Raw genomic sequence first — 23,093 nt, 5'->3', positions numbered from 1 at the left:
ACATCTTGCCGGTCCGTCGGGCAGGTTCATGCAATATCTGACACCGCTGTGCCATGTGACAGTCCGAATATGCAATGGAGGCGCTTGCGTGGCCGATCAGCGGACCGAGTCCGGTGCAATCGGGGGCGGACGGAATGCGGTACCGGAGCCGGCCGGAACGGCGCTGGTCGGGCGCAGTCTCGGACTGCGCGGTGCGGTCAACGCCCGCGATCTGGGCGGCTACCGGACGGCCGGCGGACGGGTGCTGCGGCGCGGTGTGGCCCTGCGAAGCGATGGCCTGAACCATGTCATCGCCGAGGATCTCGCGCCGCTGCGCGCGCTCGGCCTGCGTCGGGTGGTCGACCTCCGGAGCCTCGACGAGGTCCGCGAGACCGGACCGGACCGGCTGCCCGGACTTCCCGTCGCCGACCTCGCCGCGGCCGCCCCCGCGGTCACCGCGGGCACCGCGGTGACCGTCGAGGCGGCCGCGCCGGACGGTGTCACCCTGCATCATCTCCCTTTGCTCGCAAAGGACTTCGACATCTATGCGACAATCCGGAGCGCCCTCGCCGACCGCAGCCCGCAGAAGCAGCGCGCCCTGCTCGGCGAAGGCCGGGCGGCCGCCATGATGGTCGGCCTCTACCGCTGGTTCGTCACCGACCCGGTGGCCCGACAGCGCTTCGCCATCCTGCTGCGGCTGCTGGCGGCTCCGGACGGGCCGCCGCTGCTGTTCCACTGCTCGGCCGGAAAGGACCGCACCGGCTGGGCCGCCGCCCTCGTGCTGACCGCCCTCGGTGTCGACCGCGAGACCGTCCTCGCCGACTACCTGCTCACCAACGAGCGTTCGGCCCCGGTCGTCCGCCGGGTGATGGGCGACCTGGAGGCCCGCGGCCTGATGCGCGAGCCGCGGCTGCTCCAGCCGGTGTTCCGGGCCGACCCCGGCTACCTGGCGGCGGCCTTCGACGAGGTCGGGGCCGGCTGGTCCGACTTCGACGCGTTCTGGCGGGACGGCCTCGGCCTGGACGCCGCCGTCCTGGCCGGCCTGCGGGCCAACCTGCTGGACGGCGGCGGGAGTCCGGCCTCGGCCGACCCGGTCAGCCCTCGCTGATCAGGCCCTCGCGGAGCTGGGTCAGCGTCCTGGTGAGCAGCCGGGAGACGTGCATCTGGGAGATGCCGATCTCCTCGCCGATCTGTGACTGGGTGAGGTTGCCGAAGAAGCGCAGCATGATGATCCGGCGCTCGCGCGGCGGCAGCTTGGCCAGCAGTGGCTTCAGCGACTCCCGGTACTCGACGCCCTCCAGCGCGAGGTCCTCGTAGCCCAGCCGCTCGGCCAGCGGCCCGTCGCCGTCCTCCTCGCTGGGGCTGGAGTCGAGCGAACTGGCGGTGTACGCGTTGCCCACCGCGAGGCCCTCGACCACGTCCTCCTCGCTGACCCCCAGGCAGGCGGCCAGCTCGGCGACGGTGGGGGAGCGGTCCAGCCGCTGGGACAGGTCGTCACCGGCCTTGGTGAGCGCCAGCCGCAGCTCCTGGAGCCGCCTGGGCACCCGGACCGACCAGCTGGTGTCCCGGAAGAAGCGCTTGATCTCGCCCACCACGGTGGGCATCGCGAAGGTGGGGAACTCCACCCCGCGCTCGGGGTCGAACCGGTCGATCGCCTTGATCAGGCCGATGGTGCCGACCTGGACGATGTCCTCCATCGGCTCGTTGCGACTGCGGAAGCGCGCGGAGGCGTACCGGACCAGCGGCAGGTTGAGCTCGATCAGGGTGTCGCGGACGTACGTGTGCTCCTCGCTGCCGGACTCCAGGGCGGCCAGCCGCAGGAACAGCGAGCGGGACAGCGTCCGGGTGTCCAACCCGGAGCCGGTCGGCGTCTCGGGCGGCGCCGCGGGGCCGGGCGGCGCGGCGGCCGGGACCCGCTGGAGCGGGATCCGGTCCTCGGCGACCGCCGTACCAATGGCCTGACCAGCGTGGATCCCCGCAGTGCCCAGCTCTCCGGACATGCACCCACCCCCTTGTGACTGACACTTGAACGGGGGCCGTCGCACGGTGGTTCCCGGCGGGGCCCTCCCCCTCCATACCGGAACACGGTCCACGGCAAACCCGAACGTCGCAAGATGTCACGCGGGGGTAACGCGCTGCAATCTCAGTCTTCCCAGGAGTTGCCGGTCCGAAGCCTCGTCAGGATGCGCGAGAGCAGCCGCGAGACGTGCATCTGGGACATCCCGAGTTCGGTGCTGATCTGCGACTGGGTCAGGTTGGCGAAGAACCGCAGCATCACGATCCGTCGCTCCCGTTCGGGCAGTTGGACCAGCAGGTGGCGGACCATGTCCCGGTGCTCGACCTCGGCCAGCGCGGCGTCCTCGTAGCCGAGCCGGTCCAGTAGGGCGAGCCCGCCCTCGTGCTCCTGCGCCGCCTCCAGCGAGGCCGCGTTGTAGGCCCGCCCGGCGTCCAGGCAAGCCCGGACGTCCTCCTCGGGGATCCGCAGGCTGGCGGCGATCTCCGGCACCTTGGGGGCCCGGCCGTGCAGCACCGTCAGCTCCTCCATCGCGCCGCTGACCTGGACCCACAGCTCCTGGAGCCGGCGCGGGACGTGCATGGTGCGGACGTTGTCCCGGAAGTAGCGCTTGATCTCGCCGAGGATGGTGGGCAGCGCGTAGGTGGGGAACTGGACCCCGCGGCTCGGGTCGAACCGGTCGATCGCGTTGATCAGGCCGATGGTGCCGACCTGGACGACGTCCTCCATCGGCTCGCTGCGGCTGCGGAAGCGGGTGGCCGCGTAGCGCACCAGCGGGATGTTCACCTCGATCAGGGCAGCCCGGACCCGCTCCCGCTCGGGGGCGTCCGGAGGCAGCTCCGCGAGCCGTTCGAACAACACCCGGGTCAGCGTCCGGACGTCCAGTACGGGTCGGCCGCCGGGGCCGCGCAGACCGTCCGGGCGGAGTTCGCCGGCCGGACTGATGATCGCCGCCAGTACTTCGTCCACGGACACGTCACCCCTCCCTCAGTCGACAACGACGGGCCCTGCGGATCGGGTGTCGCGGCTGGTTCACCACCTCGCCATGTCCGGCAAAACCGGTCATAGCATCACAAGGTGGGCGCAGGTCGGGCAAGCACCCGATGGAGGTGTGTTGGTGCTGCGTCGGGGCTTCACCCGGCCTCCCGACCAGGCGCCGCAAGGATCGTTCCGGGGCAGAGCAAGGCGCCCCGTCCGGCGACCGGACGGGGCGCAACGGGCCGTCCGGGGGACGGGCCGGGGTACCTGGGAGGGGTCAGACCTCGATGTCGGCGATCACCCAGGTGGCGAATTCGCGCCACTGGCCGGCCGCGGCCTGGTGGGCCGGGTGGGTCAGGTAGGCCTGAAGGGCGTCGCGGTCCTCGACCAGGCTGTTGATCGCGTAGTCGTAGGCGATGTCCCGCTCGGTGGTGTTCCAGCCGCACTCCCACGCGCGCAGTTCGGGGATCAGCGAACCGAGCTCGGAGAACGCCTTGGCGCCGGCGAGCGCGCGTTCGTCGTCCTTGGCGACGCCTTCGTTGAGCTTGAACAGGACCAGATGGCGGATCACGATTGCCGCTCCTCGCGGACGGGGGCAGAGGGTCCCGCTCACCGTAGCCGGTGTGCCGGGGCCGGACGACCGCCGCCCGCTAGATGGCCGGACCGGTCACGTGATGGGCCCGGTCACTTGATCAGTCCGGTCATGAAGGTGCCGACCGCCTTGGCCGCGTTCGAGATGCCCTCGAACCCCAGCTGGACGAGCTGGGCGGAGCGGGCCGGTGAGCTGATGATCGAGTAGAGGACGAAGATGAGGAGGAGGACCATGCCGATCTTCTTCGCCTGCGCCATCGGGTGCCTTCCTCCCTGCTGTGGGCCGCCGCCATCCGGGTCCCCGAGCGGCCCTGCGGAAGCAGCTTATCCACCGGACGGGCTATCAAGTGTGCGACGCGTTCGCCTGGCGGGACGAAGGTCCCCGTGAGTGGGGCCTTTCTCCGGGTGCCCGTCCGCGGCCCGGGCGGCAGGATGGAAGACGTACCGAGGATCTGGCAGGAATCCCCGGTGCGTGGATCCGGAGTTCCCCGCTGTGGGACCGGGCGCCGCGGTTTCCCCCCGACGCGGCACCGGTTGTGGGACTCCGCCGGGGGAGCGGTCAGTCCCCCCGAGCCGCTCCCCCCTCCAGGCTCCGTACTCTCCGGGCGTTGGTGGTCATCGGCCCTGAGTACGGAGCCTTTCCGCGTTCGAGGGTGCGCGGAAACGCCGAGGGCCCGTCCGGATCGGACGGGCCCTCGGGCTTTCCAAGCGGTAGCGGTGGGATTCGAACCCACGGTGGAGTTGCCCCCACACACGCTTTCGAGGTCTGTGCGGCCGGGTTCGGCGGTGTTCGCCGGGGTTCCGCCCCCTGGTGAGAGGGGCTTGGGGTGCGGTGAACCCCAGCGAACGGGGGCGAATGAGACCAGAACTGAGACCGCTTGCCAGACGCGGTGGCAGCGCTAGGCAGCGATACCGAGTACCTGCTGGATGCTCGGCGCTTGATCGATGTCGGTGACGGATCGGTCGACAGCTGGGACGAAGGCGACCCGAGGGTTGTCCTTGAGCAACTGCATCCAGTCGCGAACAGTGGCGTCGAGCGGCACCTCGACGATGCGCGTGGGCCGGGCGGGCACCTGCGATGACATCACTGATCCGATGAAGTCGCCGTCGACCATCGTGATCAGCACCACTTGGTGCTCGAAGCTGGAGACGAGCCGCATCACCTCGATGGCCGGCTCTTGGGCAGCGGCGACGATGAGGACATGGCTGCCCGAAGGGTCGGTAATCCCTTCAAGGCTGCGCAGGTAGTTGAGGAAGCCCGGGATGTGTCCCGTGCGGAGTTCCTCGATGATCGCGCTACGTGCCGAGCTGTGTGCCTCGTCTGTCGTTGCCATGCGGAAGGACAGCGAGAACATGTTTGCTAGCGCGAAGTCGATCTCCGTCATCTCAGCACGCGTCGGGTACGCCATGCCGTCTGCGAGATCGTGCTGCTCTAGCCAGGCGTTCACTTCTGTCCAGAGCCACACCTGAGACCGCCCTGCAGTCCCCTCTGCGGCCGGGAAAGGCGATCCCTGGGCTTTGCGCTCGCCATTGACCCACTGGGCGACGTTCTGGCGGCTGCGATCGGTCCGTTCTGCGATCTCATGCACGCCTACAAGGTCGCGGTCGAGTCGCAGCACGCGCAGACGCGGAACGACGGTTTTAGCTTGCGCGGCACACTCCAGGGCGGCCTGTACCGCGCTCTCGCCTTCGTAGGAGACGGTGAGAAGATCCAAGCCGCCAGCCCGCGACAGCATTGCATCTAGGGACTCGCGGAGGGTGTCTACCGACGATTCGTCGTCGACGTCGACACCCGACACGACGAACGTGAACTCGTACTCCATGGTTGGCCCCCAACTCTGCTTAGGGTCAACCATGGCAGACGTGTTGTCAACCGTCAACAGTAAAATCTGGTCTAATCGGACATTTTGCCATGTGACTAATCGCGCCGCTTGCCCGTGAGGCTTCGCTGCGGCGAGTCCTCGGGCAGCGGGCAGCGGGCCGCCAATCGGGCGATGCGACGCGCATGGTTCACGTCATTTTGCGGGGTGCTACTGACGGGGATCGTGGTGCACTGCGAGTCGCAGGGGCAGTAGAGCTTCCCCCAGTGGCCATCGGCGTGGATGGTCCATCCAGCGGCAGTCAGCTTCTCGAGTACCTTCCGGATCTCTTTCTTGGAGTGATCCGAAGCACGGAGTGATGCACCGACCATCAGTCCACCTCTTTGGGCTGGCCGTCGGCCTCGCTGCGTATCCACGGAGGGTGACCCTCGCGGCGAGCCTTCAGCCCTGAGCGCGCTTTCGCATGGGCGGGTGGTGTGGCCTTGTGCTGGGACAACGAGTGCCCTTCTGCGCGCTCGCGGATCCTGGCAGGAGGGTCTGCCAGGTCTCGTAACTCACTGACGTATCGGCTGTTTGGCTGAACATCAGCGTAGCTGTTACAGCTGCCACTTGGGCGTCCTGACAGCTCATATCGCATGCCAGTGCGGCCTTGATGGCGTTCTGTGGAGCGCCCGCCCAGGGCTCAGCGCTGCTGCAGGGAATCAGTAGCTGGTCGACTGCATTGCTTCTGCTGCATTGCTTCTGCAATCGCCTGCATTGAGTCGACAACGACGATTGCGCCAGCGGCGGTCAGCTTGGCATCCTTCCCCGGCTTGTTGGCGTAGCCGATCGTGGGGACGCCGGCCGCTTCCCCGGCCTCGACGTCGCGGGCCGCGTCGCCGATGAAGATGCAGTGCTCTGGCTCCGCGCCCGCTGCTTCCATGGCTTCCAGGAGCAGGCGAGGGTTCGGCTTCATGGAGGAGGGGTCGCCCGGGGTGCGCCCGAAGACGCCCGCCACGAAGCTGCTGAGACCGTGCTCGGTGAGGTAGGTCTCGATAGCCGCACCCGCGTTGTTGCTGACCACCGAGACCAGCCGGCCGGAGCGGGCACAGGCGCGGAGAACCGATTCTCCGCCCGGGGGCGGCCGGCCAACCTGGACAGCCTCAGTTTCCAGGGTGGCCAGCGCGCTGTCCGTGCTCTCCGTGAGGTCTGGCCGGGCATCCGAGACCAACCGGAGCAGGGCAAGCGGATCGCTCTCATCATCGGCCCACCCTCGCCGGGTACCGGGTGGCGGTGAACGTCCACCTGATCCCCGGGGTCGGTGCTCACCGGCTGGAGAAGCTGGAGCCGGAGCACCTGGAACGGCTCTACAAAGAAGATGCAGGCCAACGGCAGCAAGCCTGCCACCGCCCACCAGGCACACCGCACCATCCGGACGGCGCTCAACCAGGCGATCCGGCGCGGACACCTCACCCGGAACGTCGCGTCGCTAGCCGTCGCACCCAAGGTGGAGGAAGAGGAGGTCGAGCCGTACGAGGTGGAGGAGGTGCAGGCGCTCCTCCTGGAGGCCGGCAAGAACCGGAACAGCGGCCGGTGGGCGATCGCGCTGGCGCTCGGCCTGCGGCAGGGTGAAGCGCTCGGACTCCAGTGGCGTGACGTCGACCTGGAGGCGGGCGCCCTGCGCGTTCGACGACGAGCGGGACGGGCCGGATGGCGCGGAGAGGGCCGCTTAACAGGTGAACTGAGACCAAAACTGAGACCGCAACGAAAGGGACCACCTACCAGATCTGGTAAGTGGTCCCTTTCGTTACTGCTCAATGGCGGTAGCGGTGGGATTCGAACCCACGGTGGAGTTGCCCCCACACACGCTTTCGAGGCGTGCTCCTTTGGCCGCTCGGACACGCTACCGAGGGGAACTCTACCGGACGGGTGGCGCGGTCACGAAATCCGTATCGCCGGGGCGGCCGGCCGCGGGTGTCGGCGGCGGGCGTCAGCGGTGGGTGTCGAAGAACTCGCGCAGCTGCTCGCCGCACTCGTCGGCGAGGACGCCCCAGATCACCTCGGGGCGGTGGTTGAGTCGGCGGTCGCGCATCACGTCGAAGAGCGAGCCGGCCGCGCCGGCCTTCTCGTCGAGGGCGCCGTAGACCACCCGGTCGATCCGGGACAGCACGATGGCGCCGGCGCACATCGTGCAGGGCTCCAGGGTGACGACCAGGGTGCAGCCGCTGAGCCGCCATGCCCCGATCCGCTCGGCCGCCTGCCGGATCGCGACCACCTCGGCGTGCGCGGTCGGGTCGCCGACCGCCTCGCGCTCGTTGTGGCCGCGTCCGATCACCTCGCCGTCCGGGCCCAGGACGAGCGCCCCGACCGGGACGTCCCCGGTGGCCGGCGCCAGCGCGGCCTCGGCGATGGCGAGGCGCATCGGCGCCGCCCAGCGGTCGCGGACCGGGTCGGGGCGGACGGGGGCGGGCAGGGGGGCGATCCGGGGGACGGTCTGCGGAACGGATGCGGGCTGCATGGAATCCAGTGTCGGGTATCCGGCGACGGGCACCGGCCTGGCCACCGACCGCTACCGGACCGCCTCCAGGACCTCGCCGCAGCCGAGGGCCTCGGCGATCTCCTCCAGGGCGTCGCCCGGGACGGCGCCCTCGCCGCTGAGGGCGAGGAGTTCGTCGGCGGCCAGGCCGAACTCGGTCAGCAGGTGGGCGTCGCCCAGTGGGCCGACCGGGACGCCGCCGCGGGCGTCCTCGTCCGGCTCCTCCGACTCCTCCTCCTCGCTGTCCTCCAGCTCGACGACCAGGTGGTCCAGGTCGCCGAACTCGCTCTCGCCGGCCTGGTCGACCAGTTCGTCGGTGAGGACGGAGCCGTAGGAGCTCCGGGCGGCGGCGGCGCCGTCGGACACGAAGATCCGCGGGTCCTCCTCGCCGTCCACCCGGACGATGGCGAACCAGGCATCCTCCTGTTCGATGAAGATCAGGACGCTGTCGTCGTCCTGCGTGGAGTCGCGGGCCAGGTCGGTCAGGTCGGCGAGGGTTTCGACGTCGTCGAGCTCCGTCTCGCTCACATCCCACCCGTCCTCGGTGCGAGCAAGCACTGCAGCGAAGTACGCCACCAGGGACACTCCCAAGATCATCGGTCTCGGCTGTCGGCGCGTTCGGGCAACGCGGAAAACTGGCCGCCCCCGCGCCAGAGGCGGTCCGCTCGTTCGGACCGTCCCATCGGAATCGTGACAGAAAGCCCGCCCTTGCGGGGGGTGTTCGGCAGCGCGTCTTTGCAGGTCGTGTCGGAAGGGCTGGCCGGCGGCCGGTGAAGCGCCGGCCGCGCCGCCCGGGGTTCGCCGGAACCGCTGGGCGCGTCGCGCCGGAACCGCGCCGGAACCGCGTCGAATCCGCGTCGAATCCGCGTCAGATCCGGAAGGTTCGCATTCGCATGGCCTCGCGCATCCGCCGTTCCTTGGTCCGCCGGGGCTGGACCCGCTCCCGGAGTTCGCGGGCCTCGGTGAGTTCGCGCAGGAAGACGGCCCGCCGCCTGCGCCGCTCCGCCTCGGTCTCCGGGGGGTCCTGCGGCGGACCGGGGCGATCGCCCGACCGGCCTGTGGGCTCGTCCGCCGAGCCGTCCCCGGCGTTCGGGTTGCTCGTCATAAGAGGTGACATTCCCAGATCGGCCGGATTGATACCACGGGAGGGCGCTCGCGCCCGGACATTCGCGGTGCGTCACGGCGTGTCACGGCAGCGTGAACCCCGCCGGGGCGGGTCGCCGAGGTGGGGCGGAGGGGCCGGTGGCACGCGGCGAGTCGTACAGGCGTGCAGACCCGGGCTAACCTCGGTACATGCGTCTCCACGTCGTCGACCACCCCCTGGTGGCCCACAAGCTCTCCACCCTGCGCGACGAGCGCACCGACTCGCCGACCTTCCGTCGCCTGACCGACGAGCTGGTGACCCTCCTCGCCTACGAGGCCACCCGGGACGTCCGCACCGACGAGGTGGAGATCACCACGCCCGTGGCGGTCACGCTCGGCACCCGGCTGAGTTATCCGCGCCCGCTGGTCGTACCGATCCTCCGGGCGGGCCTCGGCATGCTGGACGGGATGACCCGGCTGCTGCCGACCGCCGAGGTGGGCTTCCTCGGCATGGTGCGCAACGAGGAGACCCTGGAGGCCTCCACCTACGCCACCCGGATGCCGGACGACCTCTCCGGCCGCCAGGTCTACGTGCTCGACCCGATGCTGGCCACCGGCGGCACCCTGGTCGCGGCGATCAAGATGCTGATCGAGCGCGGCGCCACCGACGTCACCGCCGTGGTGCTGCTGGCCGCGCCCGAGGGCGTCGAGGTGATGAAGCGCGAGCTGGCGGACCTGCCGGTCACCGTGGTCACCGCCGCCCTGGACGAGCGGCTCAACGAGAACGGCTACATCGTGCCCGGCCTCGGCGACGCGGGCGACCGCCTGTACGGCACCGCCGGCTGAGCGGACCCCCCGAACGGACGAGAGCCCCCCGGCGCGGTGCCGGGGGGCTCTCCTGCGTCTGCGTGTCGGCCGGGCCTCAGCAGCTGCCGGTGGCGGTCGGGGCGGGGGAGGGCTTGGTGGCGAGGGCGAGGGCGGCGGCCGCCTGGGTCTCGTCCAGCAGGGCGTTGTAGCTGTCGCCGATCACGAAGTCCACGGTGCCGTCGGTGCGGGCGTCGGCGGTGGCGGTGGCACCTGCGATCTGCGAGCCGAGCAGGGTGGCGGCGCCGGCGCCGGCCGGGCCGGCGATCACCTGGGCGGTGCCGGGCACCTTCTTGTCCAGTTCGGCCGGGGCGTTGCCGACCTTGCCGATGGTGAAGCCGCGCTTCTTGAGCTCCTCGGCGGTCCGCCCGGCCAGACCGCTCTTGGCGGTGGCGTTGTAGACGTTCACCGTGACGGCGGCCGGCTGCGGGATGGCGTGCGGGTCGCCCTGGGCGGCGGCCGGGGCGCCGGAGGCCGCCGGATCACCCGGGCCGGGGGCGGCCAGCGGCTTGCCGGACGGCGTCGCGCAGGCCTGGGCCGAGGCGTTCTTGTTCTTGCCGCTGAAGATGTCGTAGAGCTGCACGCCGCCGAGGCCGATCAGCGCCAGGGCGAGCAGGGCCGCGAGCGCGGCGATCACCTTGCGGCTCTTCTTCGGAGGACGGCCGAGCCGTGGATAGGCGTTGCCGGTGATGCGGTACTGCTTCCCCTTGAGGCCTTGGGGAGTCAACATGCTCACGGTTTGTCTCCCCCTCGTGCCAGGGCGGGGTCGGGATGACGGATCGGACGCAGCGGGCGGATCCCCTGGTGCGGGTGGATCCCCTGGTCGCGGCCGTAGTCAGCAGCGTAGTGCCGTCCGGCTGCGAAGGTACTAAACGATCATCGTCTGGAGTACCTCGGTACCCGAAAGGAGGTACCCGGGTACGCGCGGACCGCCCTCCGCCGGGTGGCGAGGGGGCGGTCCGAAAACCCGCTGCGAGGGTTCGTCATTCCATTTCGAGGACCCGGGCGTGCAGGACCTGGCGCTGCTGCAGCGCGGCCCGTACGGCCCGGTGCAGCCCGTCCTCCAGGTAGAGGTCGCCGTGCCACTTCACCACGTGGGCGAAGAGGTCCCCGTAGAAGGTCGAGTCCTCGGCGAGCAGGGTTTCGAGGTCCAGTTGCCCCTTGGTGGTCACCAGCTGGTCGAGCCGCACCGGACGTGGGGCGACGTCAGCCCACTGGCGGGTGCTCGTCCGGCCGTGATCCGGGTACGGCCGCCCATTGCCGATGCGCTTGAAGATCACACGGAAAGCCTACCGTTTGGGCGGCGGATGGCGCAGCAGCCGCGGCGTCGCCACGCGCTCGGGTGTGAGCTGCGGGCGGGTGATTGCGGCTGTTTGATGGGAAATGTCGCGAACATCGCCCCGGTTCCGATCGGGCTCCGGCCCGCTCAGGACCGGGTTCCGATCCCGCCCCGCCCAGGAGTGTGCCCCGATGTCCTCCGCCCCCACCCCGCCGACCGTCCGGGAGATCGCCGACGGGTACGCCTTCACCGGGCCCGCCCTCGACCTCGGCGCGGTGCTGCTGGACGGCGTCGCCTACCCGGACGCCCCGGTGCGCATCCCGCTCGGTGTGCTCAACCGGCACGGGCTGGTCGCCGGTGCGACCGGCACCGGCAAGACCAAGACCCTCCAGCTGATCGCCGAACAGCTCTCCGCACAGGGCGTGCCGGTGTTCCTCGCCGACATCAAGGGGGACGTCTCCGGCATCGCCGCGCCCGGCGCGCCGAGCGAGCGCACCACCGCCCGCGCGGCCGAGGTCGGGCAGGAGTGGACGCCGCAGGGCTGCCCGGTCGAGTTCTACGCGCTCGGCGGCCAGGGCGCCGGGATCCCGATCCGGGCCACCGTCACCAGCTTCGGGCCGCTGCTGCTCGCCAAGGTGCTGGACCTGAACGAGACCCAGGAGTCCTCGCTCAGCCTGGTGTTCCACTACGCCGACACCAAGGGCCTGGAGCTGTACGACCTCAAGGACCTCACCGCCGTCATCGCCTTCCTCGCCTCGCCCGAGGGCAAGGAGGAGCTGAGGACCATCGGCGGCCTCTCGGCGGCCACCGCCGGGGTGATCCTGCGTGCGCTCACCGTGCTGGAGAACGAGGGCGCCGGGGCGTTCTTCGGCGAGCCCGAGTTCGACACCGCCGAACTGCTGCGGACCACACCGGAGGGGAAGGGCGTGGTCTCGGTGCTGGAACTGCCCGCCGTGCAGGACCGGCCGCGGCTGTTCTCCACCTTCCTGATGTGGCTGCTCGCCGACCTCTACCAGGAGCTGCCCGAGGTCGGCGACCTGGACCGGCCCAAGCTGGTGTTCTTCTTCGACGAGGCGCACCTGCTGTTCAAGGGCGCCTCCAAGGCCTTCCTGGAGGCCATCACCCAGACCGTGCGGCTGATCCGCTCGAAGGCCGTGGGCATCTTCTTCGTGACCCAGACCCCGCGCGACGTCCCGGCCGACGTGCTCGCCCAGTTGGGCAACCGGGTGCAGCACGCGCTGCGGGCCTTCACCCCGGACGACGCCAAGGCGCTCAAGGCCACCGTCTCGACCTTCCCGCGCTCCTCGTACGACCTCGGCGCGGTGCTCACCTCGCTGGGTACCGGCGAGGCCGTGGTGACCGTCCTCTCCGAGAAGGGCGCGCCGACGCCGGTCGCGGCGACCCGGCTGCGGGCGCCGCAATCACTGATGGGGCCGATCGAGGCGGGCGCGCTGCGGGCCGTCGTCGACGCCTCGCCGCTGACGGCCCGTTATCGGGACGCGATGGACCGGGAGTCGGCGTACGAGAAGCTGGCGGCGCGGGCGGCGCGGCCGCAGAGCGCCCCGGTGGACGAGGCCCCGCGGCGGCGCGCGGACCCGAAGGAACCGAAGGAGCCGACGGGCGCGGGCGGGTTGCTCGGATCGCTGCTCAGCAACCCGACGGTGAAGAACTTCGCCCGCTCGGCCGGGAAGCAGCTGGGGCAGGAGATCTCGCGCAGCCTGTTCGGGACGTCCAAGCGGCGGCGGTAGCGCTGCGGGGCCCGGTGGCCGCTACCCGGCCAGTGCGGCGCCGATCCGGTCCAGGGAGGACAGCCGCATCAGGCCGTAGTTGTAGAACTCGACCTCGGGGATGCCCAGTTCGCGCAGGGCGGTGATCTTGGCGGCGAGGTTCGCCGGGCCGTCGCAGTCCGAGGCCATCGGACGCAGGATCACCGCCAGGCCCTGCGGGCGGACGCCGTGCAGGGCGAACGCGGCGATCTTCTCCCGGACGGCCTCCGGGGTCTTCGCGTAGCCGAGCGTCTCGATCTGGTCGGCCGCCCTGGCGAGCGCGGGCAGGTCGATGCCGGACAGCCAGCCCTTGCCCGGGCCGCCGCCGTCCATGAAGCTCAGCCGCATGCCGTGGCGCCGGGCCTCTTCGGACAGTTCGGCGGCGAGCGCGGTGACGGTGGTGGCGGAGGCGTCCACGTAGGCGGCGAAGGCGCCGTCCGCGAGGGTGTCCAGGGCGCCGGGCTCGGCGGCGGCCGCCTCGTCGGCCAGCCGGCGGCGCAGCTCGGTGCGGACGGCCTCCGCGACCTCCTCGGCCGGGACGCCCGCGCGGGTGGCGGCGGCGCGGCAGTGCGCGCAGAAGCAGACCCCGAGCAGCGCCTCGGCGGTCGGGCCCAGCTCCTCGAAGTAGCGCTCGTGGTGGTAGCCGTGGCGCAGCCCGTGGAAGTGCAGCGACTCGGCCCGGATCGCGTCCACGCCGTACCGGGCCAGCTCGGTGACCAGGGTCAGCGCGTACTCCCGGACCTCCGGGTTCGCCGGGCAGAGCTCGGTGAGGTGGCGGTCGCCGAAGGCGTTGGCCGGGGCGCAGTCCGGGTGGGCGAAGCCGAGCCGGTCGTTGTGGCAGAACACCGTCCAGGCGTGCAGCTTCAGCCCCCGGCGGCGGGCCTCGGTGGCGGCCTCGGCGAAGGGGTCGCGGTCGCCGATCGCGGTGGACGGGACGGGGGCGAGGCGGCGGCCCTGCCAGCGGGCCGGATCGGGGCGGAAGTACGCCGCGCCGGGCTCCAGGTAGCGGATCACCCGGCGGGGGTTGTGCGGGAAGACGTCCCGGGCCTCGTGGTAGACCGAGGCGAGGGTGACGCCCCCGACCCCGGCGCGGTCGGTGAGGTTGCCGAAGAACGTGTCGGCGCCCTCGTCGAGCAGGTCGGTGGCGAAGGCGAGGACGGACGACTCCACGGTGCGGCTCCGGAGCAGGGGGCGGGTGCGCTGCTCACGCTAGCCGCAGGGGCCGGACTGGTCTATACCTGGTGGTTCGGACGGCTCGGCGGCCGAGGTCGCCCAGGCCGCTGGCCCGGGAGTGCGGAGGCCAAGGCCCGACCGTAGGGGCGGCCGGATCGGCGGGGCACCCCCACTACAGTGAGCCGTGTCATTCCGGCGGCCTTCGGCGCCGTTCCGGCCCGAGGCCGCCCCCGGCCCGTTGAGAGGTGACCACCCCATGAGCGTCCGCCCGCCGCTGCCGTACGACTTCCTGCCGCAGGTGCCGTCCTTCCCGCTGACCAGCCAGGACATCACCGACGGCGGCACGCTGGCCCAGGAGTTCGTCCACGCCGCAGGCAACCTCTCGCCGCAGCTGGCCTGGTCGGGCCTGCCCGAGGGCACCCGCGGCATCGCCGTGACCTGCTACGACCCGGACGCGCCCACCGGCTCCGGCTGGTGGCACTGGCTCGCCCTCAACCTGCCCGCCGGGACCGCCGGGCTGCCGCGCGGCGCGGGCTCCTCGGACGACACCCTGCCGGGCGCGGCCTCCTTCCACGGCCGCAACGACTTCCCGGGCAACCAGTACGACGGCGCCGCCCCGCCGCCCGGCGCCCCGCACCGGTACGTCTTCGCGGTGCACGCCCTGGACGTCGAGGAACTGGACGTCTCCGCCGACACCCCGGCGGCCCAGATCGGCTTCCACCTGACCTTCCACACGCTGGGGCGGGCGTTGCTGACCGCCGAGTACGGGGTCTGAGCGCGTTGATCGCCCATCCGGTCGAGGTCTGGCGGCTGTCCGAGGAGGATCGGCGGGCCGGTCGCCGGGCCGTGGCCTGGACGGTCGGGCCGGGCGGGGACCTGGCCGTCCTGCTGGTGCCGGAGCAGCATCTGGAGCCGGCCGGATCCTGGCCGCCGGTCCGGCTGCCGTTCGACGGCGAGGTGGTCGTGGCCGACCCGCGCGGGGCGCGGCGGGTGCCGCTGTCCGGCGCCGAGGTCCCACCGGACCATCTGGCGCTGCTGCCGGGCAACCGGATGCTGCTGGCCGGCTACCGGGCCGAGCAGGTCGGGTCGGACTGGCGGCCCAACGCCGCCGTGTACGGCGCCGACGGGACCCGCACCGCGGAGCTCGTGCTCGGCGACGACGTCCGACCCTAACCAGCGTTATCCGTCGCCCGGTTGGCGCGGGCGGCGAGGTCGCGCAGGTGGGCGATCAGCTCCGGTGGCTCGTGCACCTCGAACTCGCAGTCCAGCATCAGCAGCCGCATCGCCGTCCACTCCACGGAGTCCGTGCGGGAGCGCAGCCGGCAGCTGTGCTCGTTGATCGGCTCGATCTCGGCGTCGCCCTGGTGGAACCGCCGCCGGACGTGCGCGGCCGGGGTGTGCACGGTGGCGAGCAGGGCGCGGGCCGGTGACGGGCGGTGCAGCTTGCCCGCCACGTACGCGGCGGCGTCCTCGGCCGGGAGCGGGCGCGGGGTGAAGCGGGCGCCGGTGGCGAGGGGCTCGCTGAGCCGGTCGACACGGAACAGCCGCCAGTCGTCCCGGTCCAGGTCGAAGCCGACCAGGTACCAGCGGCTGCCGACCGAGACCAGCCGCTCGGGCTCGACGCTGCGCCTGGTCTCGGCGCCGTCGCCGGCCCGGTAGGCGAAGCGCACCCGCTCCCGGTTGGTGACGGCGCCGGCGAGCAGGGTGAGGTCGTCCGGGTCGACGGTCGGGCCGTCGCCGGTGAGCAGCGGCACGGTGGCGGCGTTGAGCGCGCCCACCCGGTGCCGCAGGCGGCCCGGCAGGACCTGGAGCAGCTTGCCGAGGGCGCGGACCGAGGCCTCCTCTATGCCGACCACCGCGTGCCCGGCCGCCGCCCGCAGTCCGACCGCGATGGCGACGGCCTCCTCGTCGTCCAGCAGCAGCGGCGGCATCGCCGTCCCCGCGACCAGCCGGTAGCCGCCGACCGCGCCCATGGTGGCCTGCACCGGGTAGCCGAGGTCGCGCAGCCGGTCGACGTCGCGCCGGATCGTCCGGGGGCTGACGCCGAGCCGCTCGGCGAGTTCGCTGCCGGGCCACTCGCGCGGGGTCTGCAGCAGGGAGAGCAGGTTCAGCAGGCGGGCCGGCGTATCGGTCATGCCGTCCAGCATGCCGGACAACTGGGACAGGATCTGACCTACATCCCCCGTAGGGTCGCGGACGTGCCGACGAGCAGGACGAGCAGGACGGATGAGGAGTACCGAATGAAGACCGCGGACACGGACCGGCGGAGGTGGATCGCGCTGGCGATCGTGATGGTCGCCTCCTTCATGGACCTGGTGGACGTCACCATCGTCAACATCGCCATCCCGAGCATCCAGGAGGACACCGGCGCCTCCTTCAGCGCCATCCAGTGGGTCACCGGCGGTTACGCGCTGGCCTTCGCCATCGGGCTGATCACCGGCGGCCGGCTGGGCGACATCTACGGCCGCAAGCGGCTGTTCCTGATCGGCATCGGCGGGTTCACCGTGGCGTCCGCGCTGTGCGGTCTGGCCTCCGGCCCGGAGATGCTGGTCGCGATGCGGCTGCTGCAGGGCGGTACGGCGGCCATGATGGTGCCGCAGGTGCTGTCGATCATCCACGCGACCTTCCCGGCGGAGGAGCGCGGCAAGGTGTTCGGCATGTTCGGCGCGGTGGTCGGGCTGGGAGCCGTCTCCGGGCCGCTGATCGGCGCGCTGCTCACCGAGTGGGACCTGTTCGGCCTGGCCTGGCGTCCGATCTTCCTGATCAACCTGCCGGTCGGCATCGCCGGGCTGCTGCTCGGACGCCGCTTCATCGACGAGTCGAAGGCCGAGCAGGCGCTGAAGCTGGACCTGGTCGGGGTGGCGCTGGCGAGCGTCGGCCTGCTGATGCTGATCTACCCGCTGACGCACGGGCGGGAGGCCGGCTGGCCGCTCTGGGGGTACCTGTCGATGGCCGGCAGCCTGCCGGTGTTCGCGCTGTTCGTGGCGTACGAGAAGGCCAAGACGCGGCGGGACGGCTCGCCGCTGGTCGAGCTGTCGCTGTTCCGGGTGAAGAGCTTCGCGGCCGGCATCGGCGTGCAGCTGGCCTTCGGCGTGGTCTGCGGGATCTTCTTCCTGGTCTGGACGCTGTACATGCAGGTGGGGCTCGGCTGGAGCCCGCTCAAGGCCGGCTCCACCGGCATCCCGTTCTCGCTCGCCGTCTCCACGGCGGCCGGGCTGTCCGTGCAGAAGCTGGTGCCGCGGTTCGGGCGCCGGGTGCTCCAGACGGGCGCGCTGGTGATGGCGGCGGGCGTGCTGACGTACATCTGGGAGGCGGACCGGTACGGCACGGCGATCGCGTCCTGGCAGATGGTGCTTCCGCTGGTGGTGATGGGCCTGGGGATGGGCCTGATCGTCGCGCCGATCACGGACGCGATCCTGGCGGAGGTGCCGCGCGAGCACGCCGGCTCGGCGTCGGGGCTGATCAACACCGTCCAGCAGATGGGGAACGCGCTCGGGCTCGGGCTGGTGTCGGTGGCGTTCTTCGGGGTGATGGACGACGTCGTCGCGCCGGAGGCGGTGGGCACCGCGTTCGGCGGGGCGTTCACCAACGCGATGTGGTGGGTCGCGGGGGCGCTGCTGGTGGTGTTCCTGCTGATGTTCGCGCTGCCGCGGCGCAAGGCGGCCGGTCCGGTCGTCGTGGCGGCGGCGGATGCCGCGGAGGAGCGGGAGCCCGCGCTGGCCTGACGGTCTGCCGGTGACGTTCTGCTGTCGAGGGCCCCGGTCGCGCCGCGCGACCGGGGTCCTCGGCGCACACCGGGAGGGCCATGAACCGTACGGCGGTGGACTCCTCGGTGCTGCGCGCGAGCGGCCTGGATCAGGAGCGGCGCAGGGCGGGGCGGGCGGTGGTCAGCGCACCCCGGCCGCGCTCGCCGCCGTCGTCCGGGTCATGGTCTTCGCCGCGGACTTCGCCTCCTTCGCGGCGCGCTTCATCTCCTGCTTGAACTCCCGTACCAGGTCGAGGGATTCGGGTCCGGTGATGTCGGCGACCGAGCGGTGCGAGCCCTCCTCGCCGTACGCGCCGGCCGCCTCCCGCCAACCCTCCGGCCGCACGCCGTACTGCTTGCCGAGCAGGGCCAGGAAGATCTGCGACTTCTGCTTGCCGAAGCCGGGCAGGGCGTTGAGGCGGCTGAGCAGCTCCTTGCCGGTGCGGGTGTCCTTCCACAGCGCGGAGGCCTCGCCGTCGTACTGCGCCACGAGGAACTGGCAGAGCTGCTGCACCCGTTTGGCCATCGCCGCCGGGTAGCGGTGCACGGCGGGTTTCGCGGAGAGGAGGGCGACGAACTCCTCCGGGTTGTACACGGCGATCTCCCGGGCGTCCAGGTCGTTCCGTCCGAGCCGCCGGGCGATGGTCAACGGGCCGGTGAACGCCCATTCCATCGGCACCTGCTGGTCGAGCAGCATGCCGACGAGCGCGGCCAGCGCACTGCGTCCGAGTAGTTCGTCGGCCTCGGGCTGCTGTGCGAGCCGGACGGTGACGTTCATGGGCTTGCCCTCCTCGGAGTTGACGTCGGGTCGGCGCCCAGTCTGGTGGACGGGGCCGGGGCGGGGGCTGTCAACACGCCCGTAGCCGGGGAACTCTTGGAGTTCCAGGGCCTTGTCATGCCTGGTTTGTTCGTTGGCGGAGCGGTTGCCGGAGGCGTTCGCTCCATCGGTCGGGGGAATTCACGGCATATTTTTCGCCCCCCACGGCCGAGCCCGCCGACCGGTCGGCCTCTCCTGAAGGTGTGCGGCCGGACGGCGAATCCGGTCGAGGGAGTGTCAGGGGGTGCCGAGGCCGTTGAGGAGGGTGGTGAGGACGAGGGTGGCGCGGGCTTCGGGGGTGGCGGGGGTGCCGGGGCGGTCGGCGGTGGCGGCCTCGTGGATGAGGGCGTAGTAGACGCGGCGGGCCCAGTCGAGGTCGGTGTCGGGGCGCAGCACTCCGGCGGCGCGGGCGCGTTGGAAGAGGGCGTCGCAGCGGGCCAGGACGTCGGCGTGGATCCGGGCGGTCTCCGGGTCGTCGTCGCCGGCGGCGTTCATCGCGAAGCCCCAACTGATCTTCACCTGGAGGACGTTGGCGGTGGCCTGGTGGAGGGCGACCAGGGGCGGGGTGCTGTCGCTGACGGACTCGACGGCGGCGTGGAACTGGCGGGCGGCCCAGGCGCAGAGGGCGGCGAGCAGGGCCTCACGGGTGGCGAAGCGGCGGTGGACGGTGGTGCGGGCGACCCCGGCGGCCTCGGCGATCTGCTCCATGGTGGCGGCCGGATTGGCGCTCAGGACGCGCTCGGCGGCTTCCAGGATGGCCCGGACGGTGCGCTCGGCGTCGGCGCGGAGGGGGCGTGGCGGCGTCGGCATGGCGGTTCTCCCGGGTGGCGGCTCTGGTCGGGGGACAGGCTACAGCGGTGTTGCCGATCGATGGTTAGTTGCGTCATGGGTGATGCATGTTCTACGTTTTCTGCGTCAGGAGTGACGCAATTTCGTGGCCTGTGTGGAGGGGACATCCATGGACCTGCAGCTGAACGGCAAGACCGCCGTGGTGACCGGGGCCGGCCGGGGGATCGGGCTGGCCGTGGTGGAGGCGCTGGTGGCGGAGGGGGTGCGCGTGGTGGCGGGCGCCCGGACGGTGACACCGGAGCTGGCGCGGACCGGGGCGGTCGCGGTGTCGGTGGATCTGGCGACGCCGGACGGGCCGGGGCGGCTGGTGGAGACGGCGGTGGCCGAACTCGGCGGCGATCTCGACCTGTTGGTGAACAACGTCGGCGGCGGGGACGGCGGCGAGCGGCAGGTGGGCGGCTTCCTGTCGTTCACGGACCAGCAGTGGCAGCAGTCCTTCGACCTCAACCTGATGGCCGCCGTCCGCACCACCCGGGCCGCGCTGCCCGGGCTGGTCCGGCGGCGGGGCGCGATCGTCAACGTCTCGTCGAACAGCGCCCGGCTGCCGCACGCCGGGCCCGTCCCGTACGCCACGGTGAAGGCGGCGTTGACGGCCTTCGGCAAGGCGCTGGCCGAGGAGTTCGGGCCGGGCGGGGTGCGGGTGAACACCGTCTCGCCGGGTCCGGTGCGTACCGCGCTGTGGGAGGCGCCGGACGGCTACGGGGCCGCGCTGGCCGGGGCGTTGGGCCTGCCGCAGGAGCAGCTGCTGGCGGCGCTGCCGGGGACGGCCGGGATGACCACCGGCCGGCTGGTCGAGCCGGCGGAGGTGGCGGCGCTGGTGGCGTACCTGGCCTCGCCGCTGGCGGGGAGCATCACCGGAGCGGACCACGTGATCGACGGCGGCGCGGTCAAGACGGTGTGACCGGAGGGCCGGGCTCCGTACGTACGATCCAGCCCGGACCGTTCACTCGGGCGGAAGTTCGGCGCGGGTTCGAGCAAGTGGGTCATTTCATATGACTGTTTCCGTTGCGCCGGTGCGGCACCGCCCGCGCGCGCCATTCTTGGTCCAATCGACGCGTCCAGAAAGGCCCGCCCGCCGTGACTCAGCCGTTCGAACTGCCGTCCTTCTACGTGCCGCACCCGGCACGCCTCAATCCCCATCTGGACGAGGCCCGGGCCCATTCCACCGTCTGGGCCCGGGAGATGGGCATGCTGGAGGGATCCGGCATCTGGGACCAGGCCGACCTGGACGCCCACGACTACGGCCTGCTCTGCGCCTACACCCACCCCGACGCCTCCGCCGAGGCGCTCTCCCTGGTCACCGACTGGTACGTGTGGGTCTTCTTCTTCGACGACCACTTCCTCGACATGTACAAGCGCACCAACGACCGCGAGGCCGGCAAGGCGCACCTCGACCGGCTGCCGCTGTTCATGCCAGCCGACCCGACCACCCCGGTGCCGGAGCCGGAGAACCCGGTCGAGGCGGGCCTGGCCGACCTGTGGCGGCGCACCGTGCCGGCGATGGGCGGGGACTGGCGGATCCGCTTCGCCGAGAGCACCCGCAACCTGCTCAACGAGTCGCTGTGGGAGCTCGCCAACATCGATGCGGGCCGGGTCGCCAACCCGGTCGAGTACATCGAGATGCGCCGCAAGGTCGGCGGGGCGCCCTGGTCCGCCCAGCTGGTCGAGTACGCGGCCGGCGCCGAGGTCCCGAAGGAGGTCTCCGGCTCGCGCGCGCTGCGGGTGCTGATGGACGCCTTCGCCGACGGCGTGCACCTGCGCAACGACATCTTCTCGTACCAGCGGGAGGTGGAGGACGAGGGCGAGCTGAGCAACGGCATCCTGGTGCTGGAGAAGTTCCTGGAGTGCTCCACCCAGGAGGCCGCCGAGGCGGTCAACGACCTGCTCACCTCGCGGCTCCAGCAGTTCGAGAACACGGTGTTCACCGAACTGCCCGTGCTGTTCGCCGAGACCGGGCTCGGCCCCGAGGACCGCGCCCGGGTGATGGCGTACGTCAAGGGCCTGCAGGACTGGCAGTCCGGCGGCCACGAGTGGCACATGCGCTCCAGCCGGTACATGAACGGCGGTGGCGCGGCGGCCGGTTCGGGCGGCCGCGTCGCGGCGGGGACGGGCGGCGCGCTGCCCGGCACCGGCAACTGGTGGGACCCGTTCGCGATCGGCGGGGTGGGCACCTCGGCGCTGGACATCCTGCGCAGCGGGGCGATGGGCGGCGCTCCCGCGGTCGGTTCCGGTGGCGCTCCCGCGGCCGGTGCGGCCGGTGCGGGCGGGGTCGGGCCCGCGGTGCGGCGGGCCCGGTCGCACGGCCACGTGCCGTTCCGGCCCGTCGGTCCGTCCCGACTGCCCGAGTTCAAGCTGCCGTTCACCGCCACGCTGAGCCCGCACCTGGACGGCGCGCGGGAGCGGGTGATCGAGTGGGCCGAGCGGATGGGCATGCTGGAGGAGCAACCCGGCATCCCCGGATCCGGCATCTGGGACGCCGAGTCCATGCGGGACTACGACCTCCCGCTCTGCGCGGCCGGCATCCACCCGGACGCCAACGCCGACCAACTCGACGTCTCCTCCGCCTGGTTGGCCTGGGGCACCTGGGCCGACGACTACTACCCGGTGGTCTTCGGGCGCACCCGCGACCTGGCCGGCGCCAAGCTCGCCAACGAGCGGCTCCCGCTGTTCATGCCGGTCGACGGCAGCCCCGCGCCCGAGCCGGCCAACGCCCTGGAGCGCGGCCTCGCCGACATCTGGGAGCGCACCGCCGGCCCGATGACGGCCGACGCCCGGCGTCGGTTCCGCAAGGCGATCGAGGACATGACCGCGAGCTGGATCTGGGAGCTCAACAACCAGGTGCAGAACCGGATCCCGGACCCGGTGGACTACCTGGAGATGCGCCGCGCCACCTTCGGCTCCGACCTCACCATGAGCCTGTGCCGGCTCGCCCACGGGCAGGTCGTGCCGCCGGGCGTCTACGAGCACGGCTCGATGCGCTCGCTGGAGAACTCGGCCGCGGACTACGCGTGCATGATGAACGACCTGTTCTCGTACCAGAAGGAGGTCGAGTACGAGGGCGAGGTGCACAACGCCGTCCTGGTGGTGCAGAACTTCTTCAACTGCGACTACCCGTCCGCCGTCCGGATCGTCGACGACCTGATGCACTCCCGGCTGGACCAGTTCCAGCACGTCGCGGCGAAGGAACTGCCCGTCCTGTACGACGACTTCGCGCTGGAGCCGGCTGCCAGGGAGATGCTGGACGGGTACGTGAAGGAGCTGGAGAACTGGCTCGCGGGCATCCTGGTCTGGCACCGGGACTGCCGTCGGTACCGCGAGGAGGACCTGCTCCGGCACTTCGGCGAGCAGCGGGAGCTGAGGGCGGGGGCGGGCCGGGCGGCCGAGGCGAGGGCCGTACCCGCCTTCCGGGCGCCGGCCGCTCCGGTGCCGGCGCTGCCCGCGCCGGTCGTGTCCGCTCGGGTCGTGTCCGCGCCGAAGGCCCCGAGTGGTGCGGTGCCCGCCGGCGGTGTGCCGGTCGGGCCGACCGGTCTGGGGACGGCCTCGCTGCGCCCGCCGCTGGCCGGTGCGGCCCCGGCCGGCGGGGCGGTGGCCCTGGGCTGATCGGCGAGCCGGGCTCCTCG

The 23,093-nt window shown here is 71.7% G+C and carries 23 protein-coding genes, 1 tRNA gene and 1 pseudogene; 9 read left to right on the top strand and 16 right to left on the bottom strand.

The annotated features are described in order from the left end of the window. Positions 1-88 precede the first annotated feature (88 nt). The gene (locus P3T27_RS00880) at positions 89-1,087 is read left to right on the top strand and encodes a tyrosine-protein phosphatase (RefSeq protein ID WP_280673607.1); all 999 of its coding nucleotides are present in this window, start codon (positions 89-91) and stop codon (positions 1,085-1,087) included. Here P3T27_RS00880 and P3T27_RS00875 read toward each other — a convergent pair. The 6 genes from P3T27_RS00875 to P3T27_RS00850 all read right to left on the bottom strand — a co-directional run bounded on the left by P3T27_RS00875 (position 1,074) and on the right by P3T27_RS00850 (position 6,592). Next, a complete protein-coding gene (locus P3T27_RS00875; RefSeq protein WP_280673605.1) occupies positions 1,074-1,979 on the bottom strand; it encodes an RNA polymerase sigma factor SigF in 906 nt (301 codons plus the stop codon). The genes P3T27_RS00880 and P3T27_RS00875 overlap by 14 nt on opposite strands. Positions 1,980-2,122: 143 nt before the next feature. After that, positions 2,123-2,905, bottom strand: a complete 783-nt coding sequence (locus P3T27_RS00870; protein WP_280674093.1) for an RNA polymerase sigma factor SigF — start codon at positions 2,903-2,905, stop codon at positions 2,123-2,125. Positions 2,906-3,248: 343 nt separating this feature from the next. After that, positions 3,249-3,542 carry a Dabb family protein gene (locus tag P3T27_RS00865; protein WP_280673604.1) on the bottom strand — a complete coding sequence of 98 codons (294 nt, stop codon included), beginning with the start codon at positions 3,540-3,542 and terminating at the stop codon, positions 3,249-3,251. Positions 3,543-3,655: 113 nt separating this feature from the next. Further along, complete coding sequence (locus tag P3T27_RS00860) at positions 3,656-3,820, bottom strand: hypothetical protein (RefSeq protein WP_280673602.1); 165 nt, start codon at positions 3,818-3,820, stop codon at positions 3,656-3,658. Positions 3,821-4,461: 641 nt separating this feature from the next. Continuing rightward, positions 4,462-5,385 (bottom strand): hypothetical protein, encoded by a 924-nt coding sequence (locus P3T27_RS00855; protein ID WP_280673600.1) that lies wholly within the window; start codon positions 5,383-5,385, stop codon positions 4,462-4,464. A gap of 679 nt (positions 5,386-6,064) precedes the next feature. Beyond that, a complete protein-coding gene (locus tag P3T27_RS00850) occupies positions 6,065-6,592 on the bottom strand; it encodes an HAD family hydrolase (protein WP_280673598.1) in 528 nt (175 codons plus the stop codon). Positions 6,593-6,630: 38 nt separating this feature from the next. On the opposite strand from P3T27_RS00850, the pseudogene P3T27_RS00845 reads away from it, so the two are divergent. Further along, positions 6,631-7,054 (top strand): annotated as a pseudogene (locus P3T27_RS00845) (site-specific integrase); the annotation flags it as partial. Between the two features lie 125 nt (positions 7,055-7,179). On the opposite strand, the gene P3T27_RS00840 reads toward P3T27_RS00845, so the two are convergent. From P3T27_RS00840 to P3T27_RS00825, 4 genes are all read right to left on the bottom strand, one after another. Then, positions 7,180-7,269 (bottom strand) — tRNA-Ser (locus P3T27_RS00840). Positions 7,270-7,351: 82 nt separating this feature from the next. Continuing rightward, complete coding sequence (gene tadA, locus P3T27_RS00835) at positions 7,352-7,879, bottom strand: tRNA adenosine(34) deaminase TadA (RefSeq protein WP_280673596.1); 528 nt, start codon at positions 7,877-7,879, stop codon at positions 7,352-7,354. 51 nt (positions 7,880-7,930) lie between these two features. Next, the gene (locus P3T27_RS00830) at positions 7,931-8,494 is read right to left on the bottom strand and encodes a tRNA adenosine deaminase-associated protein (RefSeq protein ID WP_280673594.1); all 564 of its coding nucleotides are present in this window, start codon (positions 8,492-8,494) and stop codon (positions 7,931-7,933) included. A gap of 271 nt (positions 8,495-8,765) precedes the next feature. Beyond that, entirely contained in the window at positions 8,766-9,002 is a 237-nt protein-coding gene (locus tag P3T27_RS00825; RefSeq protein WP_280673591.1) for a hypothetical protein, read from the bottom strand. A gap of 188 nt (positions 9,003-9,190) precedes the next feature. On the opposite strand from P3T27_RS00825, the gene upp reads away from it, so the two are divergent. Continuing rightward, the gene (gene upp, locus P3T27_RS00820; RefSeq protein ID WP_189913140.1) at positions 9,191-9,826 is read left to right on the top strand and encodes a uracil phosphoribosyltransferase; all 636 of its coding nucleotides are present in this window, start codon (positions 9,191-9,193) and stop codon (positions 9,824-9,826) included. A gap of 76 nt (positions 9,827-9,902) precedes the next feature. Here the strand turns inward: upp and P3T27_RS00815 are convergent, their stop codons facing one another. Both P3T27_RS00815 and P3T27_RS00810 read right to left on the bottom strand, forming a co-directional pair. After that, positions 9,903-10,574: a LytR C-terminal domain-containing protein gene (locus P3T27_RS00815; RefSeq protein WP_348534048.1), complete on the bottom strand. Its 672-nt coding sequence runs from the start codon at positions 10,572-10,574 to the stop codon at positions 9,903-9,905. Between the two features lie 253 nt (positions 10,575-10,827). Beyond that, positions 10,828-11,124 carry a type II toxin-antitoxin system VapB family antitoxin gene (locus P3T27_RS00810; protein ID WP_030061387.1) on the bottom strand — a complete coding sequence of 99 codons (297 nt, stop codon included), beginning with the start codon at positions 11,122-11,124 and terminating at the stop codon, positions 10,828-10,830. A gap of 190 nt (positions 11,125-11,314) precedes the next feature. Here P3T27_RS00810 and P3T27_RS00805 point away from each other — a divergent pair, with 190 nt between their 5' ends. Next, complete coding sequence (locus P3T27_RS00805; protein WP_280673584.1) at positions 11,315-12,871, top strand: helicase HerA-like domain-containing protein; 1,557 nt, start codon at positions 11,315-11,317, stop codon at positions 12,869-12,871. Positions 12,872-12,892: 21 nt separating this feature from the next. Here the strand turns inward: P3T27_RS00805 and P3T27_RS00800 are convergent, their stop codons facing one another. Continuing rightward, positions 12,893-14,059 (bottom strand): hypothetical protein, encoded by a 1,167-nt coding sequence (locus tag P3T27_RS00800; RefSeq protein ID WP_280673582.1) that lies wholly within the window; start codon positions 14,057-14,059, stop codon positions 12,893-12,895. 259 nt (positions 14,060-14,318) lie between these two features. Between P3T27_RS00800 and P3T27_RS00795 the strand changes: the two genes are divergently transcribed. After that, positions 14,319-14,837, top strand: a complete 519-nt coding sequence (locus tag P3T27_RS00795) for a YbhB/YbcL family Raf kinase inhibitor-like protein (protein ID WP_280673580.1) — start codon at positions 14,319-14,321, stop codon at positions 14,835-14,837. A 5-nt stretch (positions 14,838-14,842) separates the two neighbouring features. Continuing rightward, on the top strand, positions 14,843-15,235 hold the full coding sequence (locus P3T27_RS00790; RefSeq protein WP_280673578.1) for a hypothetical protein: 393 nt from the start codon (positions 14,843-14,845) through the stop codon (positions 15,233-15,235). Here P3T27_RS00790 and P3T27_RS00785 read toward each other — a convergent pair. Beyond that, positions 15,232-16,197 carry a YafY family protein gene (locus P3T27_RS00785; RefSeq protein WP_280673576.1) on the bottom strand — a complete coding sequence of 322 codons (966 nt, stop codon included), beginning with the start codon at positions 16,195-16,197 and terminating at the stop codon, positions 15,232-15,234. The genes P3T27_RS00790 and P3T27_RS00785 overlap by 4 nt on opposite strands. A 105-nt stretch (positions 16,198-16,302) precedes the next feature. On the opposite strand from P3T27_RS00785, the gene P3T27_RS00780 reads away from it, so the two are divergent. Beyond that, positions 16,303-17,787, top strand: coding sequence for an MFS transporter (locus P3T27_RS00780; RefSeq protein WP_280673574.1), 1,485 nt, complete (start codon positions 16,303-16,305; stop codon positions 17,785-17,787). A gap of 162 nt (positions 17,788-17,949) precedes the next feature. On the opposite strand, the gene P3T27_RS00775 is transcribed toward P3T27_RS00780, so the two are convergent. Both P3T27_RS00775 and P3T27_RS00770 read right to left on the bottom strand, forming a co-directional pair. Continuing rightward, a complete protein-coding gene (locus tag P3T27_RS00775; RefSeq protein ID WP_280673572.1) occupies positions 17,950-18,585 on the bottom strand; it encodes an HhH-GPD-type base excision DNA repair protein in 636 nt (211 codons plus the stop codon). 276 nt (positions 18,586-18,861) lie between these two features. Continuing rightward, entirely contained in the window at positions 18,862-19,434 is a 573-nt protein-coding gene (locus P3T27_RS00770; protein WP_280673570.1) for a helix-turn-helix domain-containing protein, read from the bottom strand. Positions 19,435-19,582: 148 nt separating this feature from the next. On the opposite strand from P3T27_RS00770, the gene P3T27_RS00765 reads away from it, so the two are divergent. Both P3T27_RS00765 and P3T27_RS00760 read left to right on the top strand, forming a co-directional pair. Beyond that, positions 19,583-20,374, top strand: coding sequence for an SDR family oxidoreductase (locus P3T27_RS00765; protein WP_280673568.1), 792 nt, complete (start codon positions 19,583-19,585; stop codon positions 20,372-20,374). 176 nt (positions 20,375-20,550) lie between these two features. Continuing rightward, complete coding sequence (locus P3T27_RS00760) at positions 20,551-23,073, top strand: terpene synthase family protein (protein WP_280673565.1); 2,523 nt, start codon at positions 20,551-20,553, stop codon at positions 23,071-23,073. Positions 23,074-23,093 lie beyond the last annotated feature (20 nt).

The sequence above is a fragment of the Kitasatospora sp. MAA19 genome (genome assembly GCF_029894125.1).
GTDB lineage: Bacteria > Actinomycetota > Actinomycetes > Streptomycetales > Streptomycetaceae > Kitasatospora.
The sequence above is the reverse complement of the archived record's forward strand: the minus strand, read 5'-3'. Positions and strand labels throughout refer to the sequence as shown.